Below are 16,958 nucleotides of genomic sequence, written 5' to 3'. Positions count from 1 at the left end.
TGACGATGATCCGGACCACAATCGCCACGATCTCCGCGCTCCTGCTGCTGGCCCTGCCGGCAGAAGCCGCCGACGACGGCATCGCCGCGCCGACGCTGCGCGCGAACGTCACCGTGACCTCGGACGTGGTTCGGGTCGGCGACCTCATCGACAATGCCGGCTCGGCCGCGCTGATCCCGGTCTACCGCTCGCCCGATCTCGGCACCACCGGCGCCTTGCCGGTCGCGCAGGTGCTTTCTGTGTTGCGTGGAAAACAGGTGATCGGCGTGATGACCGGCGACATCAAGGAAGTCCAGGTCACCCGCCTCGCCCGCACGCTCGCCAACAGGGATCTCGAAAACGCGGTGGCCTTCGCGCTCGAGCGCCGCTTCGGCCTTGGCGATGCCGCCAACATCACCGTCACCTTCGACCGCGGCGTCTCCGACATGCGGCTGGACGCCTCCAACACCGGCGCGCTGCAGCCGGTCGCAACCCGATATGATGCGCGCAGTGGCCGTTTCGACATCGCCTTCGAGATCAACAACGACAACAACCCTACGCCGACCAAGCTGCGCTTCACCGGCACCGCGATCGAGACCGTGGAAGTCGCCGTGCTGACCCGCGACATCGACCGCTCCGACATGCTGAAAGCCTCGGACATCTCGCTGGAGCGCCGGCCCAAGGCCGAGGTCACCGGCGAGCCCGCCTCGCGCGATCGCACCATCGGCATGCAGCTGCGCCGGCCGATGCGGGCGGGCACGCCGATCCGCGTCGCCGACATCGTCAAGCCGGACTTCGTGCAGCGCGACCAGAGCGTCACCATCATCTACCAGGTGCCCGGCCTCTACCTCACCACGCGCGGCAAGGCCATCGAGAGCGGCGCCGAGGGCGACACCGTCTCCGTGCTCAACCTGCAATCCAAGCGCACGCTGACCGGTGTCGTCACCGGCCGCGGCCAGGTCACCGTGCAGGGTGCCAGCCAGTCCGCGCCGGTGGCGCCCGCGGTCGAGCAGACCTCCTCGCTCAAGCGCGATGAAGCGCCCGCGCCCGTCGACACTGCAGCCCTCATTCGTAACCTGGTCCAGGCCCCCGCCTCGCCAGCCCAGGTCGCCCAAGCCCAGATCCCGCAAGCCCGCGTCTCGCAAGCTCCAGCCAAGTCAGAGTAAGTCATGTCCTCGTTCAGTTCGGCTTCCCGTCTTCGTCGCATCGCGATCTCTGCCCTGCTGCTGGCCTCTTGCGCACTGGGCGGCTGCTCCTCGATCGACCGCCTGTCGCAGATCGGCGAGCAGCCGAAATTGTCCGCGATCGACAATCCGACGACGCAGCCCGGCTACAAGCCGGTGCAGATGCCGATGCCGAAGCCGGAAGTGGCCTCCTACAATCCGAACTCGCTGTGGCGCAACGGCAGCCGCGCCTTCTTCAAGGACCAGCGCGCCCGCCAGGTCGGCGACCTCCTGACCGTGACCGTGAACATCACCGACAAGGCCAACATCGCCAACGAGACCCAGCGCAGCCGCACCAACAAGGAAGATTCCGGCATTACCGACTTCATCGGGTCCAAGACCATCACGCAGGCGAACAAGATCCTGCCCGGCCGCATCCTCACTGCCGACGCCACCGCCTCCAGCGACGGCAAGGGCTCGGTCAACCGCACGGAAGCGCTGCAGACCAACGTCGCCGCGGTCGTCACCCAAGTGCTGCCGAACGGCAATCTCGTGGTCGAGGGCAAGCAGGAGATCCGCGTCAACTACGAGATCCGCGAGCTCGTGGTCGCCGGCATCGTCCGCCCCGAGGACATCCAGAGCGACAACACCATCGATTCCACCAAGATCGCGCAGGCCCGCATCGCCTATGGCGGCCGCGGCCAGATCATGGACGTGCAGCAGCCGCGCTACGGCCAGCAGGTCATGGACGTGCTGCTGCCCTTCTAAGCTTCTTCAAGAGCTCCCACATCGTGTTCGCGAACCTAGGCGCGAACGACGGTGTACTACGCGGCCTCCGGTAGCTCCCCTGCCGGAGGCCGCATGTATTTTGCCTGCGCCGCCTTAGCGGCGCAGGTCTCTGTTAGAGGAGCGCGATCCCGCGGGCTTGCCCCCACCGCTCCAGGACCTTGCGCTCCCCGGCGTGCGGCGCGCGGTTTGCAAACCCGCGAACCTGAACCGCCCGACAACGAGGATCAAGTTCGATGGTCAGCAGCCGCTCGGTACGACCGTTGGCACGGCGGCGTAGCGACCAGATCGACGCGTGGCCCGCGATGCACTTTGCCGCGTAGGTCGCGACGCAGTGGCGCATGGCGCGCGTCTCAGCCACAAGATCGGCGGCAGTACGCAGCTGGACGACGACATACTCCTCGCGCCTGCTGCGATCCTTGAACGACAAGGTCCACGACCAGTCGGCGATCGCAGCACCTCGCCAGGCGTCGTCGACGGTGCCCGCCGCCAGCCCTCGCGCACGGTTCCGCAGAGCCTCGGCGCGACGGCGTGCAGCCTCGATGCGAGCGACCGCTTCGAGATCGCGATGCCATTCGCGCATCTGCCGACCAAGCGAAGTCAGCGTGCGCCCCTTGAGGCTGAACGCTGGATTCCGCCGGTAGCAAGCGGCGAGGTAATCGTGGAGGTCGTCCATCTCCTCGACCGTGGTGGGATGCGCGCAGAAGAAGCGGACCGCCTCGCGCCAGAAGCCATGCTCGGCACGGGGCGTCTGCGTGATCCTGGTGCGCGCGATTCGCAGCGCAACGCCGGGATCGCTCGCGTAGGATCGCGCGATCGCCTGCCAGATCGCAGCCTCGAAGTCGAGACGTCCCAGCGGATTGAGGAACGCATGGACCTCCTTGCGGGACAGCCACGCGCCCGCACCTGCGCCGTGCAGCGAACCGCCACCGGCCGCCACCACGTACCAGCGCTTGCGCAGCGCAATCTCGGCGGCATCCAGTCCCGCGGCGTCGATCCAGATCTGCTCCAGATGTTCTGCAACAGGATAGCGCGCGAAGAGATAGCGAGCCGCGGCAAGACGGAGACGCGCGGCATCGCGAGTCTTCATCCGCGGCTTCCAGGCCTGGGCGTCGCGCACGACGTCCGCCTCGAAGCCACGCCTGGCCTCGTAGATCGCGGTCTCGAAATCCGGTGGAGGACGCGTCCGCTGCGACACGTGCCGCAGCGAAAGCTCGTAGGCTTCAACCCGCGCGCGCTCGGCCTCCTGCCGGCGCTGAATCAACGAATGTGCCATTGTCGTTCAACATGATTGGATGACTGTCAGCCGGACGCACTGAGAGCGTCGGCACGGAGCGTGTCGATCGCCACAAAGTACTCACAGCTGGTCTCCTCATTGTTGAACGCGCAGGTTGAATGGGACGGGGCTCATATACCCGATCGCGGGCGGGCGCAAGATGCGTCCCGTCTGAAATTCAGAAACTACAAACGGCGGGGCAAGTCCGCGACATTATTGCAACGCCGCCACCACACACTCCGTCATTGCGAGCGTAGCGAAGCAATCCAGACTTCCGCCGCGGAAAGACTCTGGATTGCTTCGCTACGCTCGCAATGACGCCGTGGCGAGAGCTCACTTGAACTTCGCCTCCACCACGCCCAGCCCGTCCAGCTCCATCCGCACCTTGTCGCCGGCCTTCAGCCACAGCGTCTTCACCAGGCTTCCAGTCAACACGAGCTGCCCTGCGTGCAGGCCCTTGCCTTCGGCGGCGAGATGATTGGCGAGCCAGGCGAGTGCGTTGTGGGGATGGCCGAGCACGTCGCCGCCGGTGCCGTGGCTGACCTCCTCGCCGTTGACGATGGCGCGGCCCTTGACCGCTTTCAGGTCCGGCACCGACGAGCGCGGCACCGACGGGCCCAGCACGCAACCGGCGGCGAAGAAGTCGTCGGCGATCAGCGTCGGCGCGCCCATCGTCTCCCATTTCACGTAGCGGTCGTCGACGATCTCGATCGCGGGATGGTAGGACTCGACGGCCTCGCCGACCCATTCGGCCGTGAACGGCGCCTCGCCGGCGGCGAGGTCGCGCTGCAGCCGCACCGCGATCTCGCATTCGACGCCGACGCGGACATAGTCGGCGGCGGCGAGCTTCGCCCCGCTGTCGTGCACGCCCTTCTGGAACACCCCGCCGGCACAGGGATGCGGGATGCCGATATAATCCTGCATCACCTGGCTGGTGCAGCCGATCTTGTAGCCGACCAGCGGCCCGGCATGCGGCAGCAGCAGATCATGCAGGGCGCGCTGGACCCGGTAGCCCTCGGCCTCGTCAGCCAGCGGAACTTCGAGGTCCGCGAGCGGCGCATGGTTGCGGCGCGCCAGCGCGATCGCCTTTGCGGCTTCGAGAATCTTGTCCATCGGCGCCGCCTCCCACGCTACGCAAATCGAGGACGGCACTTCAGCACCCCCGCCCCAGCCTGACAAGCGCGAGCGACGGGCCTCACGGCTTGACGAGCCCAAGCCGGATCAGGCTCTCGGCGGTCGCAAGGATCGCTTCCTCATTGGACCGCGCGTGCCAGCCGAGCAGCGACCGCGCCTTGGCGCTGGTGGAATGCCGCACCCTGCCGAGCATCGGCACGACCGCGCGCAGCAGCGGAATCCGGTTCGCGGCCAGCCGCACCAGCCAGTCTGGAGCCTGGAGCCGTGGAACCCGGCGCGCGGCCGGCCCCAGTTCCCGCCGCAGCACAAGGGCAATGTCGAGGATCGACATCGTCTCCCCGGAGACAGCGATGAAGCGCTCGCCCTTCGCCTGCGGCGCCGTCATCGCCCGCAGATGCAGATCGGCCACGTCGCGCACATCGACCACGCCGAAATAGACCCGCGGCACCGCCGGCATGGCGCCGTCGAGCAGCGATTTGACGATCTCGATCGACCCCGAAAAGTCCGGCCCCAGCACGGGACCGAAGATACCGGCGGGATTGACGACCGACAATTCGAGCCCGCCCTCGCGCGCGACAAAATCCCAGGCCGCCCGCTCGGCCAGCGTCTTGGACTTGATGTAGGGCTGCACGTCGGCGCCGCCGAGATTGGTCCAGTCGGTCTCGTCGAACGGCTTTTCGCGGGGCGGATGGCCGTAGCCGATCGCCCCCAGCGACGAGGTGATCACCACCCGTTTGACGCCGGCCTCGCGCGCGGCCCGGAGCACCCGGAGCGTTCCGTCCCGAGCCGGGACGATCATCTCGTTCTCGTCCTTGGGAACACTGGTCGACAGCGGCGAGGCGACATGGAGCACGTAGTCGCAACCAGTGACCGCCTCGCGCCACCCCTCGTCCCGGACGAGGTCGGCCGTGACGAAGGATACGCTCTCGGGCGAAGCCGCCCCGCCCTCGCGCAACATGGCCAGCACGTCGTCACGCCGGTCCGGCCGACGCACCGTCGTACGCGCTGCGTGGCCGGCGGCCAGAAGTTGCAGGACGACATGGATGCCGACGAAGCCCGACCCGCCGGTGACCAGAACAGTGCTCATTGCCAAATTCCCCGCGTGGCGCAGGTCCACAAATTGGTTCCACCAGGGCCCTGCTCAAGGCCGCATCTGGTCACTATGTGCTGGCGGACAAGTAGAATGGATTTCGAGACCGGTATGGAAAACCTGACCACCGCCTGTGCCGGCGACTGCGATTGCAGCTCCGACCCCGCTTTGCTCGCCGACTTCAAGCGCGCCATCCATGCCCTCGGTGGCAAGTGGAAGCTGGAGATCCTGTTCGCCCTGATGAACGGCGCGGTTCGCTTCGGCGCCTTGCGGCGGTCGATAAGCGGCATCACCCAGCACATGCTGACCATGCAACTGCGCGAGCTCGAGCAGGACGGGCTGGTGTCCCGAACGGCCTTTGCGGGGAAACCCCTAAGGGTCGAGTACGAGCTGACGGATGCGGCCTACGGCCTGCTCCCGGCGTTTAAGGAAATATTGAGCTGGTCGAGGCTTTATGGGGACGCACGCCTGACGGCGTCGCACCAGGCTTGATTGCAGCGCTGCTTGATGGAGCTGGATCAACCATTCAGCATCCGAGCCGATCTCGTTGATGCGACTCGCAAAATCTCCCGCACCTGAAGTGAAGGCTGCTTCTCATCCGAACTCACGTGAGCTCGGAGGAATCGAGTCTAGCCCATTGATCGCGATTCACTTTTCGCGATTGCGCTCGCATGTGGATGCGCGCGGCGGTAGGCGACAGGCACAATGCCGAGCACGGCGCGAAATGGCGCCTTGGGTTCAAAAACAAAGAGCCGCATCTCTGCGGCTCGGACCTTATTCGTCGCGATAAACCTTCTCGCGTTTCTCGTGGCGCTCCTGCGCTTCCACCGAGAGCGTTGCGATGGGCCGGGCTTCGAGCCGCTTCAAAGAAATTGGCTCGCCGGTGTCCTCGCAATAGCCGTAGGTGTTGTCCTCGATCCGCTGGAGCGCGGCGTCGATCTTGGCGATCAACTTGCGCTGGCGGTCGCGGGCACGGAGTTCGATGGCGCGGTCGGTTTCGGACGATGCCCGATCGGCGAGATCGGGATGGTTCACGTTCTCCTCCTGCAGGGCTTGCAGGGTGAGCTTGGACTCTTTGAGGATCTCATCCTTCCAGGCAAGGAGCTTCAAACGGAAGTACTCCTTCTGCCGGTCGTTCATGAAAGGCTCTTTTTCGGTCGGTCGGTAGTTTTTCAACTTTTCCAAGGGCGGCCTATCTGTCTAAGCAACGACTCGCAAACGGAACGGGGTCCGTTGAGCGGGGCGTTATATAGCGGCCTCCTGTGACAGACAATATTTCCTTAATCATTCGGTTACCGCCCCCAAACCCTTGCACAGGAAGGTTTATCCGCAAGAGCCCGGGGGCGGCCGAAGGCCTAGTAACCGACCGTGAAACGCTGCTTCAGATGGGCCGGCTTCTCGATCTCGTCAGCCAGCGCAATGGCGTAGTCGGCGAAGCTGATCCAGCTCTTGCCGTTCGCATCTGCGAGAAGCTGATCGGTCCCGAGGCGGAACTTGCCGGTGCGTTCCCCCTCGATGAACAGCGCCGACGGCGAGATGAAGGTCCAGTTCAGGTCTTTTTCCTGTCGCAGCAAATCGAGGAAGGCAGAGCCCGCCTCCGCCTCGGCCTTGTATTGGGCCGGAAAACCGGGAGTTGTGACCAGCTTCACGCCGGGGGCGGCTTCGAGGCTGCCGGCTCCGCCGACGACGAGGTAACGGCCCACCCCGGAGGCCTTGGCCGCGCCGATCAGCTTCAGCGCGTCGCTGGCCAGGAAGTGGACGGAACTCACGGCAACGTCGTGCCCGGCCCACAGCTTGGCCAAGCCCGCCTGGTCGAGCACGTCCCCCTTGGTCGGCGTGACGTTCGGCAGGGCCGCGATCTTCTCCGGGTTCCGGGCAATGGCGGTGACGCTATGACCGCGACGCGACAGCTCCTTGGTGATCTCCGACCCTGCCCGGCCCGAGGCGCCGGCGACTGCGATTTTCATTGGAAGGCTCCTTTGCTTCTATGGTAACTAACGGTGACTAGATATCGCAAAGAACGCTGGTGTTAAGAGAGCACTTTGTGCTTACCTGATTACGCCGGAGTAACCGGCGCACGTAACCGGCGCGCGCAGGCGGCCGGAATGGATCGAGGACCCCAAGATGAAGCCCGACGTCTATGCAGCGAATTGCCCCACGCGCCAGATCCTCGACCGCGTCGGCGACAAATGGGCGGTGCTGATCCTCTTGCTGCTGCGCGAGGAACCGATGCGCTTCAATCAGTTGCGCCGCACGATTGAAGGCATTTCGCAGAAGATGCTGAGCCAGGTTCTGAAATCGCTCGAACGCGACGGATTGATCAAACGCCGCGCCATCGCGACCGTGCCTGTAACGGTGGAGTATTCGATCACGCAGCTCGGGCTGACGCTCGCTGCCGCCGTCGATCCCCTGCGCGATTGGGCCGAACAGAATCTGAAAGACGTGCTCGCCGCCCAGCGCCGCTACGACGCGCAGTTGAAGGAAGAAGCGGCGTAGGGTGCGTGTGAAGATCGCTTACAGAAGTCCCGTCATCCTGAGGTGCGAGTGGCGCGATCCAAAGCATCGCGCCGGGAGCCTCGAAGGATGCACGGCCGAGATGCTTCAGCGGGGCCGTCGCCCTTCGAGGCCTCCGCTTCGCTCCGGCGCCTCAGGGTGACGGATAACGTGACTACGCCTGCCCGGCCTTCGCCAGTTCCACCTCGACGCGCAGCTCGATCTCCGAGAGCACGGAATCCAGTCCGGGATCGCCCGAGGACGATTTCAGGTTCGCCGCGGCGTCGCGCAGCCGCATCACGGTCGAGGCGTCGAGATTGCCGGACAACAGCCCCATCTTGAGCTCGTCGAGCACGTCGAGCGCGGTCCTGCCGCGGGCGACCGAGCGCTTGCGGCGCTCGACCGGATCCTCCTCGACACCTTGCAGCGCGAGCAGCGCGTCGATGTTGGCGGCGGCTTTCGGTGCGGCAGCGCTCCGCGTCTCCTGCGCCGACGAGGTGTCGGGCAGCACGAAGGTGCCGGAGCCGGTCCGTCTGGCCTGGCTGGCCGGCGTTCCAAGCGTGGTGCCGTTCGGTCCGTAGATGCGCATCGGAAGCAATCCGGGTGATCGATGCGCCACATTCGCCGTTTTATGGTTAACGACGCGTAAACGGCTCGGCAAAATCTGCCGACAGGCGGCAGTTTCGCTCCTGAAGGCGAACGCCCGCTGACACCGGTCGAAATAGATTTATTCAACCTATTCAACCGCCTACCCCTCGTGCCCCACGTTGGCACAGCGCTCGCAAGGAAAGCGCCGGACCAGCTCGTCATGGGAGTGTCGTGCAGGTCTTGTCGATTTGAGGAGGCTCTTTGGAAGCCTTGGGGAGCAGAGGATGCCAGGCGTTCGTTGGGTGAGGATTGTTGGAGTGGCCTGCGCCGCGCTGTCAGCGCTGGCGTTGTCGGTCACGTCGGCTGCTGCGACCTCGCGCATCAAGGACCTCGCCAATATCGAAGGCGTGCGGCAGAATCAGCTCATCGGCTACGGCCTCGTGGTCGGCCTCAACGGCACCGGCGACACGCTCAACAACATCCCCTTCACCAAGCAGTCGCTGCAGGCGATGCTCGAGCGCATGGGCGTCAACATCCGCGGCGCCACCATCCGCACCGGCAACGTCGCCGCCGTGATGGTGACAGGCAATCTGCCGGCCTTCGCCACCCAGGGCACGCGCATGGACGTCACGGTGTCCGCGCTTGGCGATGCCAAGAACCTGCAGGGCGGCACCCTGCTCGTCACCCCCCTCCTCGGCGCCGACGGCAATGTCTATGCGGTGGCGCAGGGCTCGCTCGCGATCTCCGGCTTCCAGGCCGAGGGCGAGGCGGCCAAGATCGTGCGCGGCGTCCCGACCGTCGGGCGCATCGCCAACGGCGCCATCATCGAGCGCGAGATCGAGTTTGCGCTCAATCGGCTGCCGAACGTGCGCCTGGCGCTGCGCAACGCCGACTTCACCACCGCCAAGCGCATTGCGGCGGCGGTCAACGACTATCTCGGCGTCAAGACGGCCGAGCCGATCGATCCCTCGACGGTTCAGCTTTCGATCCCGCCGGAGTTCAAGGGCAACGTCGTCGCCTTCCTCACCGAGATCGAGCAGCTCCAGGTCGATCCTGATCTCGCCGCCAAGATCATCATCGACGAGCGCAGTGGCATCATCGTGATGGGCCGCGACGTTCGCGTCGCCACCGTTGCGGTCGCCCAGGGCAACCTCACCGTCACGATCTCCGAGAGCCCGCAGGTGAGCCAGCCCAACCCGCTGTCGCGCGGCCGCACCGTGGTCGCGCCGCGCAGCAGCGTCAGCGTCGTCGAGGACGGCAAGAAGCTGGCCCTCGTCAAGGACGGCGTCTCGCTCCAACAGCTCGTCGACGGCCTCAACGGCCTCGGCATCGGCCCCCGCGACATGATCAGCATCCTCCAGGCGATCAAGGCTGCCGGGGCGATCGAAGCCGACATCGAGGTGATGTGATGCAGACGAGCACAATCAACACCCCGCACCTCACGACGTACTCCCCGACCTTCTCGGTCGAGAGCCGCAACGGCCGGCCCGATTTCGAGCTCGCCGCGGCCCTGCAAAAGGTCTCGCCGCAGCAACAGGCCAAGTCGCAGAAGACCGCCACCGACTTCGAGGCGATGTTCCTCAACAGCATGTTCTCGCAGATGACCTCGGGCCTGAAGGGCGACGGCCCGTTCGGCAGCACGCCCGGTACCGGCGTGTGGCGCTCGATGCTGACCGAGCAATATTCCAAGAACTTCGCCAATGCCGGTGGCGTCGGTGTCGCCCGTGACGTCTATCGCACCCTGATCATCCAGCAGGCGAAAACCACTCTCCGTACGGCATAAGGTCCAACGAGATGAACCAGTTCAACGCCTCACGTCAGCCGATGCAAGCGCAGCGCCCGAACAACGCGCCCGCCAGCGCCGAGGCGCGCAAGCTCGCGGAAGACCTGATGGACGCAATGAGCGCCCTGCTCAGCCTGATCGAGCGCGAGACCGAGCTGGTGCGGGCCGGACAGGTCCGCGAGGCCATGACCCTGGAGGGCAGAAAGCAGGAGCTGTCGCGCAACTATGTCGGCGCCGTCAGCCAGCTCAAGGCGAACCAGGCCCAGCTTGCGAAATCCGCGCCCGAGCTGCTCTCGACGCTGCATCGGCACCACGATGCGTTCCGCGCGATGCTTCAGGTCAACCTCACCGTGCTCGCGACCGCGCATGCGGTCTCCGAGAGCGTCGTGCGCGGCGTCAACGCCGAGATCCAGAAGCGCAACGTACCGAATACCTATACTGCCGCCGGGCGTCGCGCTGCTCCCGGCCCGCGCCACATCACTCCACTCGCGGTCAGCCGGTCGCTCTGAACGCACGCAAAACCGGCTACAATTTTACGAAAAACCGCGCGGCGTTGTCGCCGCGTGGTTAGGCACGTTTCGTTACCGGGTCTTCAGTCCTGGTGTTCCATGGTTGCGTATTGAGAGGGGTTGGGATTTGACTCACGTAAGGCAACCAGGAGGCTGCCATGAGTACAGATTTCAGCATCAGGCCGGTGGGGATACCGGCCCCCGTGCAGATCATAACGACGTCGAATTCGGCGGCGGTCGATGCCGTGCAAACCGATTTGCCCGTGAGCCAGACGGTCGCCGCGAGCGATACCAGCGCACCCGTCCGCAATGATCTGCCGAACAACAACGAAAACATCTCGCGACAGGTCGTGTTCGACCAGGCAGCCGCATCCTTCGTCTTCCAGGTGGTCAACGACAAGACCGACGCGGTGGTCAACCAGTTCCCCGACGAAGCGATGCTGCGCCGGCGCGCCTATTTCCATGCAGAGGACCTGAAGTCCAAGCCCTCGCGCCCGCTGAACACGGACCTCAGCGCCTGACGATCAGGTGTCGAGCTGGTGACGGTGTTGGACGCACCGCCGCGCTCATGGCGAAGCTGCGCGTGAAATCCCGATGCTGGATCAATATGCTGTCGACGAGCCGCTCGCGATGTCGGCCGTGACAAGCCTCGTCACGGACGGCCGGACAGACCCGCAGCGATGTTCCGGTTGATCTCGATCAGCGGACGGAAATGATCGAACTGCGGGCTCATCTGCAGCGCCGCGGTCTGGCTCAAAACGAACACGCTGATGTTGGCGATCTTCTGCCGGACGTCGATCGGCTGCGGATTGCTGTCGCGCATGGCTTCGCTCAGGAAGATCGTCCAGAGCTTACGATTGAACATCAGCGCCTGCATCGTCTGCTCACTGAGCGGATCGGCATTGTTCACCGCATCCTGGAGCTTGTTGGCGGCCTTGAGCAGAGTCTGCGCCTCGATGTCGCGAGGAGATGCGGTGGTCGTTGCGACACGCGCATAAGCCGAGGCAGCGGAATTCGACATCAATCACACCCTGGAAGTTTACCTAGCCCGTTGAACGCGCTTAAGGATTTCTTTCCCAACCCTAGGCAGCACCGCTTAAGATTTGCTTACGTGTGTGCTTGGAAGCACTCCGGATTATTACGGGTCGCGGAGTTTCTTCGTCAGCGCAAACGCTAGATGCACGCACGCGCGATGTAAACTCGCTTCGCGTGATGCGCGCCGATCTCAGCTAATCTTGTCTTAGCGATCTCCCTCAAAAGAACGGCGGAGCGTTAGCTCCGCCGCGCTATCCTCATCAGTGATCTTGCGCTGCGAAACTAGCGGAGCAGCTGCAGCACGCTCTGCTGCGACTGGTTGGCCAGCGACAGCGCGGAGACCGCGATCGACTGGCGGGTCGACAGCGCCTGGCTGTTGGCCGCTTCCTCGTTGGTGTCGGCGAGCGTCAGGTTGGACGAGCCGGTCTGCAGCACGTTGATCAGATTCTTGGAGAAGTCCTGACGCACCTGCACGATCGAGAGGTTCGAGCCGAGCGAGGAGCCTTCGGAGCGCAGCCTGCTCGAGGCGGCATTGAGGCTTGCCAGCACCTTGTTGGTGGCGCCGTTGTCGATGAAGTCGACACCGTTGACGAGGTTGCTGAGGCCGAGGCCGGCCGCGTTGAACACCACGCCGTTGATGCTGAGCGTCGAGCTACCGGTCTCGTTGAAGACGAGCTTCAGCGTATCGCCGTTGAGCAGGTTGACGCCGTTGAAGGAGGAGTCCTGCGACGTCGTGTCGATCTGCGCCAGGATGTTGTTGAACTGGTTGACCAGGTTGGAGCGTGCGGTCTGCGCGACGGGATCCTGGACCGGCGGCTGTGCCGTGGTGAAGGCCAGAACACCGGTGATCGTGCCGCCGACGGTGCCGCCCGCAGTCGTCGAGCCGAGCGTCGAGGAGGCGTATTCGTTGACGGTCGTCACCGTGAGCACGCCGTTGGCGTCGATCGTCGCCGTCAGGTGGTTGGCCTGAAGCTGCGCGTTGAGCTGGTCGAGCGTCTTGACCGTGCCGTTGGTGCCGTCGCCGAAGGTGACGTTCACCGGCGTGCCGCCGTTGAAGGAGGTGAAGGTCAGCGTCTTGCCGCTGATGCCGCCGACGCCCGAGGTGCGCGCCGCGGTGAACGCGGTCGCCGTGCCGGTGTTGCCGCTGAGGCCGAATGCGCTGAGTGCATTGCCGGTGCCGGTGATCGAGAGATCGGCATTGATGCCGGTGGAGAGCGCAAGCTGGCCGCTGCTGTTGACTGACGACGGGATCTGGCCCGCCGTGGTCGAGAGGGTCGCCGCGCCATTGAAGATGCTGGCGGTCTTCACGCCGGTGGCAAGGTCGACCGCGTTGAGCAGGTCGGTGAGCGTCGCGCTCTGGATATAGACCGTCGAGTTGCCGTTGCCGTCGGTGACGACGTTGCCGCTGACGCCATAGCCGGTGGCCACGCTTGCCGCCGATTGCGGCGTCTGGGCGTTCTTGAAGGTAATGGTGTGGCCATCGACGTTCAGCGTCGAGCCATCCTGAACGAGCGTGCCGAGCGAACCGGCGGTCGTCGACCGGTTCGCGGTCACGTTCGCATTGCCCGCACCGGTCGCCGCGGTCAGACCGAGCTTATTGAGGAAGTCAGCCTTGCCCGTCACGCTCAGATCGGCGCCGGTCGAGCTCTTCAACGTTACAGCGCCGGCCGTGATCGAGGATGCCACCTGAAGCGTTCCGACGGGACCCGCCGAGCCGCTGACGGCGATGGTCGCCGCGCTTGCGCTGATGGTCGCGGTCTTGACGCCGCTGGCGAGGTCGATCGCGGTGAGGACGTCGTTGATCGTCGCGCCAGGCGCAGTCGGCGTTCCCTCATACACGATCGAATTGCCATTGCCGTCGGTGGCGATGTGTCCGCTGGCATCAAGGCCCCAGCCGGTCGGCTGCGTGGTCGGAGCGATGCCGGTGCGGAAGGTGATGGACTTGCCGTTCACCGTGATGGTGTCGCCATCCGCGGGCGGCGCGCCGAAGCTGGTGGATGCCGTGGTGCCGAGCAGTGTGGCAGTTCCGGACAATGCGGTGGTGCCGTCGGCGGCGACCGCTGCCGTGCCGGTAAAGGTGCCGGCGCTCGAGCCCAGCGAGGCACCAAGCGCGGCACTCCCGGTAACCGGGGTCACGCCGCCGGCCGCACCGGTATAGAGCACGTTGCTCTTGGCGGTCGCGCTCGCATAGGAGGTCGTGCCGCGCAGGTCCGCGGGCGTCGCGCCGGGAATCGTGGTGGAGACGTTCGACTTGGTGGAATAGCCGACCGTGGTCTGCAGCGCCTGGTTGGCGATCGATTTCGCGCTGTCGATCAGCTTCTGCAGCGAGGTGATGCCGGTGTTGGCGGCCTGCAGCACTTGCACGCCGTTGTTGATGCCGTCGAGCAGGTTGCTGATGTCGCTCGCCCGGTTGTCCAGCCCCTGCGCCGTGAAGAAGTTGGTGGGATTGTCGAGCGCCGTGTTGACCTTCTTGCCGGTCGCGAGGCGCTGCTGCGTCGTGGCCAGCAAGTCGGCCGTCGACTGCAGCGACAACAGGTTCTGGCGAACTGACGCCGAGAGAACGATGTTGGACATTGGCGAGTCTTCCTCTTGAACCGGATACGAATCGGCCGCGCGGTCTGGAGAGCGGGCTTTTGTCCAGTTTTAGGAGGTGTCCTTTAAAGTATGGTTAACGCCGGTTTAAGGGATAGGGTTAATGGCCGGTGAACGCCCCTGCCCGTCTCCGGACGCAAAAAAGAGCGGCGGGGCAAAAGGCCCCGCCGCCCGGTTTTATTCAGCAATTTCAGCCGCTTGTTAGCGGAGCAGCTGGAGCACGCTCTGCTGCGAGGTGTTGGCCAGCGACAGCGCCGAGACTGCGATCGACTGGCGGGTCGACAGCGCCTGGCTGTTGGCCGCCTCGACGTTGGTGTCGGCCAGGGTCAGGTTGGACGAGCCGGTCTGCAGCACGTTGATCAGGTTCTTGTTGAAGTCCTGACGGATCTGCACCACCGAGAGGTTCGAACCGAGGCTCGAGGCTTCCGAGCGCAGCGTGCTCGACGCGGCGTTGAGGTTGGTCAGCACCCGGTTGGCCGCGGCGTTGTCGATGAAGTCGAAGCCGACGGTCAGCGAGGCGAGGCCCAGACCCTTCGAGTTGTAGGTCACGCCGGTGATGTTCAGGCTCGACTTGCCGGTCTCGTCGAACACCAGCTTGAGCTGGTCGCCGTTCAAGAGGTTGACGCCGTTGAACGAGGAGTCCTGCGAGGTCGTGTCGATCTGGTTCAGGATGTTGTTGTACTGCGACACCAGGTTGGCACGCGCCGTCTGGGCAACCCCATCCTGGACGGGGTTGGAAGCCGTCGAGAACGTCAGCGCCGAAGTGAGCGTGCCGCCGATCACACCGCCCGCCGCAATCGAGCCGAGCGTCGAGGATGCGTAGTCGTTGGACGCGGTGATGGTCAGCAGGCCGTTGGCGTCGATCGTCGCAGCCAGGTTGTTGGCCTGGAGCTTGGTGTTGAGCTGATCGAGCGTCTTGACCGTACCGTTGGTGCCGTCGCCGAAGGTGACGTTGACCGCCGTGCCGCCGTTGAAGGAGGAGAAGGTCAAGGTCTTGCCGGCGATGCCGCCGATGCCGGAAGTGCGGGCCGCGGTGAACGCGGTCGCATTGCCGGTGTTGCCGGCGAGGCCGAGCACGTTCAACACGTTGCCGGTGCCGGTGATCGACAGATCGGCATTGATGCCGGTCGAGATCTTGAGCTGACCGGACGTATTGATCGTCGAGTTCGACTGACCGGTGGCGGTCGCAAGCGTTGCGGTGCCGTTGGCGTTGATCGTCGCGGTCTGTACGCCGGTGGCAAGGTCGATCGCTTTCAGCACGTCGTTGACCGTGCCGGCCTGCAGATAGACCGTCGAGTTGCCGTTGCCGTCGGTGAGGATGTTACCGGTGGCACCATAACCGCTCGGAACGCTCGGCGCACCGGTCGAGCCCGGGATCGGCGCATTCTTGAAGGTGATGACGTGACCGTCGACGTTCAGCGTCGAACCGTCCGCGATGGTCGCACCAAGCGAGGCCGCGCTCGTAGTCCGGTTGACGTTCACGGTGGCGTTGCCTGCACCCGTCGATGTTGTCAGTGCGAGGGCCTTGAGCAGGTCGGCCTTGCCGGTGACGCTCAGATCTGCACCCGTCGAGCTCTTCAGCGTGACGGCGCCGGCAGCAGCGGTCGAAACCGCAGCACCTGGCTGGCTGGCGCTCACGGAGATCGTCGCAGCGCCGGAGCTGATGGAGACCGTCTTCACGCCGCTGGCCAGATCGATCGCAGACAAGAGATCGTTGACGGTCGCTGCCGGGGTGCCCGCGGTGCCGAGATAGACGGTGGTGTTGCCGTTGCCGTCGGTGACGAGGTTGCCACTGACGCCCGAACCGGCTGGGACGGCGGTCGACGCCGGAGCAGCGCCGCTGCGGAAGGTGATGGTCTTGCCGTTCACGGTCAGCGTATCGCCGTCAGCTGGCTGGGCGTTGCCGGCCAAGCCGGTCGCGGTCGTGCCGTTGGTGGCGATCAGGGTGATGGCGCCGCTCAGGGCCGTGGTGCCATCACCGGCCGTTGCGCCCGTGCTCGCAAAGGAACCGATGGTCGCGCCGAGCGTGGTGGTGCCGGTCGCCGCCGTGGTGCCGCCGGCCGTGCCGTTATAGAGCACGTTGCTGCTCGCGGTCGCGCTGGCAAACGAGGTCGTGCCGCGCAGATCGGCCGCGGTCGCACCGGCGATCGTGGTGGAGACGTTGGATTTGGTCGAGTAGCCGACCGTGGTCTGCAGCGCCTGGTTGGCAATCGACTTGGCGCTGTCGATCAGCTTCTGCAGCGAGGTCAGGCCGGTGTTGGCGGCCTGCAGCACCTGCACGCCGTTGGCGATGCTGTCGAGCAGGTTGTTGATGTCGCTGGCGCGGTTGTCGAGCGACTGGGCCGTGAAGAAGTTGGTGGGATTGTCCAGGGCCGAGTTGACGCTCTTGCCGGTCGACAGACGGTTCTGTGTGGTGGCGAGAAGATCGGCGGTGGACTGGAGAGAGAGCAGGTTCTGGCGAACCGACGCAGAGAGAACAATACCGGACATGACTCTTACCCTTCTGGCTTACGCGTCTTCGTTCGATCGC

At 65.0% G+C, this 16,958-nt stretch carries 17 protein-coding genes; 8 read left to right on the top strand and 9 right to left on the bottom strand.

All coding sequences use genetic code 11. From position 1 onward, the window contains the following. The first annotated feature begins 5 nt into the window (after nucleotides 1-5). Nucleotides 6-1,145, top strand: coding sequence for a flagellar basal body P-ring formation chaperone FlgA (flgA, locus tag N2603_RS16075; RefSeq protein WP_260389574.1), 1,140 nt, complete (start codon nucleotides 6-8; stop codon nucleotides 1,143-1,145). 3 nt (nucleotides 1,146-1,148) lie between these two features. Next, nucleotides 1,149-1,910, top strand: a complete 762-nt coding sequence (gene flgH, locus N2603_RS16070; protein WP_018642819.1) for a flagellar basal body L-ring protein FlgH — start codon at nucleotides 1,149-1,151, stop codon at nucleotides 1,908-1,910. A 133-nt stretch (nucleotides 1,911-2,043) separates the two neighbouring features. Here flgH and N2603_RS16065 read toward each other — a convergent pair whose 3' ends face one another. The 3 genes from N2603_RS16065 to N2603_RS16055 all read right to left on the bottom strand — a co-directional run bounded on the left by N2603_RS16065 (nucleotide 2,044) and on the right by N2603_RS16055 (nucleotide 5,425). Beyond that, entirely contained in the window at nucleotides 2,044-3,204 is a 1,161-nt protein-coding gene (locus N2603_RS16065) for a PcfJ domain-containing protein (protein WP_260389573.1), read from the bottom strand. Between the two features lie 333 nt (nucleotides 3,205-3,537). Further along, nucleotides 3,538-4,317, bottom strand: coding sequence for a 2-keto-4-pentenoate hydratase (locus N2603_RS16060; RefSeq protein WP_260389572.1), 780 nt, complete (start codon nucleotides 4,315-4,317; stop codon nucleotides 3,538-3,540). 82 nt (nucleotides 4,318-4,399) lie between these two features. Beyond that, a complete protein-coding gene (locus N2603_RS16055; protein WP_260389571.1) occupies nucleotides 4,400-5,425 on the bottom strand; it encodes an SDR family oxidoreductase in 1,026 nt (341 codons plus the stop codon). 96 nt (nucleotides 5,426-5,521) lie between these two features. Here N2603_RS16055 and N2603_RS16050 point away from each other — a divergent pair, with 96 nt between their 5' ends. Then, nucleotides 5,522-5,920 carry a winged helix-turn-helix transcriptional regulator gene (locus tag N2603_RS16050; RefSeq protein ID WP_260389570.1) on the top strand — a complete coding sequence of 133 codons (399 nt, stop codon included), beginning with the start codon at nucleotides 5,522-5,524 and terminating at the stop codon, nucleotides 5,918-5,920. Between the two features lie 282 nt (nucleotides 5,921-6,202). Here N2603_RS16050 and dksA read toward each other — a convergent pair whose 3' ends face one another. After that, nucleotides 6,203-6,568: an RNA polymerase-binding protein DksA gene (gene dksA / locus N2603_RS16045; protein WP_008554760.1), complete on the bottom strand. Its 366-nt coding sequence runs from the start codon at nucleotides 6,566-6,568 to the stop codon at nucleotides 6,203-6,205. 215 nt (nucleotides 6,569-6,783) lie between these two features. Further along, complete coding sequence (locus N2603_RS16040) at nucleotides 6,784-7,395, bottom strand: NAD(P)-dependent oxidoreductase (RefSeq protein WP_260389569.1); 612 nt, start codon at nucleotides 7,393-7,395, stop codon at nucleotides 6,784-6,786. Nucleotides 7,396-7,552: 157 nt separating this feature from the next. Between N2603_RS16040 and N2603_RS16035 the strand changes: the two genes are divergently transcribed. Beyond that, nucleotides 7,553-7,924, top strand: a complete 372-nt coding sequence (locus tag N2603_RS16035) for a winged helix-turn-helix transcriptional regulator (protein WP_026311964.1) — start codon at nucleotides 7,553-7,555, stop codon at nucleotides 7,922-7,924. Between the two features lie 172 nt (nucleotides 7,925-8,096). Here N2603_RS16035 and N2603_RS16030 read toward each other — a convergent pair whose 3' ends face one another. Beyond that, a complete protein-coding gene (locus N2603_RS16030) occupies nucleotides 8,097-8,510 on the bottom strand; it encodes a flagellar assembly protein FliX (protein ID WP_018642825.1) in 414 nt (137 codons plus the stop codon). A 283-nt stretch (nucleotides 8,511-8,793) separates the two neighbouring features. On the opposite strand from N2603_RS16030, the gene N2603_RS16025 reads away from it, so the two are divergent. The 4 genes from N2603_RS16025 to N2603_RS16010 all read left to right on the top strand — a co-directional run bounded on the left by N2603_RS16025 (nucleotide 8,794) and on the right by N2603_RS16010 (nucleotide 11,322). After that, nucleotides 8,794-9,918: a flagellar basal body P-ring protein FlgI gene (locus N2603_RS16025; RefSeq protein WP_026311965.1), complete on the top strand. Its 1,125-nt coding sequence runs from the start codon at nucleotides 8,794-8,796 to the stop codon at nucleotides 9,916-9,918. After that, a complete protein-coding gene (gene flgJ / locus N2603_RS16020; RefSeq protein ID WP_018642827.1) occupies nucleotides 9,918-10,292 on the top strand; it encodes a flagellar assembly peptidoglycan hydrolase FlgJ in 375 nt (124 codons plus the stop codon). The genes N2603_RS16025 and flgJ overlap by 1 nt, the downstream gene beginning before the upstream one ends. Before the next feature lie 11 nt (nucleotides 10,293-10,303). Beyond that, nucleotides 10,304-10,801 carry a hypothetical protein gene (locus tag N2603_RS16015; protein WP_260389568.1) on the top strand — a complete coding sequence of 166 codons (498 nt, stop codon included), beginning with the start codon at nucleotides 10,304-10,306 and terminating at the stop codon, nucleotides 10,799-10,801. A 158-nt stretch (nucleotides 10,802-10,959) separates the two neighbouring features. Then, nucleotides 10,960-11,322: a hypothetical protein gene (locus tag N2603_RS16010; protein WP_018642829.1), complete on the top strand. Its 363-nt coding sequence runs from the start codon at nucleotides 10,960-10,962 to the stop codon at nucleotides 11,320-11,322. Nucleotides 11,323-11,453: 131 nt separating this feature from the next. Here N2603_RS16010 and flaF read toward each other — a convergent pair whose 3' ends face one another. The 3 genes from flaF to N2603_RS15995 all read right to left on the bottom strand — a co-directional run bounded on the left by flaF (nucleotide 11,454) and on the right by N2603_RS15995 (nucleotide 16,918). After that, nucleotides 11,454-11,822, bottom strand: a complete 369-nt coding sequence (gene flaF, locus N2603_RS16005; RefSeq protein ID WP_018642830.1) for a flagellar biosynthesis regulator FlaF — start codon at nucleotides 11,820-11,822, stop codon at nucleotides 11,454-11,456. Nucleotides 11,823-12,118: 296 nt separating this feature from the next. Then, the gene (locus N2603_RS16000; RefSeq protein WP_260389567.1) at nucleotides 12,119-14,410 is read right to left on the bottom strand and encodes a DUF1522 domain-containing protein; all 2,292 of its coding nucleotides are present in this window, start codon (nucleotides 14,408-14,410) and stop codon (nucleotides 12,119-12,121) included. 219 nt (nucleotides 14,411-14,629) lie between these two features. Next, nucleotides 14,630-16,918, bottom strand: a complete 2,289-nt coding sequence (locus N2603_RS15995) for a DUF1522 domain-containing protein (RefSeq protein WP_018642832.1) — start codon at nucleotides 16,916-16,918, stop codon at nucleotides 14,630-14,632. Nucleotides 16,919-16,958 lie beyond the last annotated feature (40 nt).

This window comes from Bradyrhizobium huanghuaihaiense (assembly GCF_025200885.1).
Lineage (GTDB): Bacteria > Pseudomonadota > Alphaproteobacteria > Rhizobiales > Xanthobacteraceae > Bradyrhizobium > Bradyrhizobium huanghuaihaiense.
The sequence above is the reverse complement of the archived record's forward strand: the minus strand, read 5'-3'. Positions and strand labels throughout refer to the sequence as shown.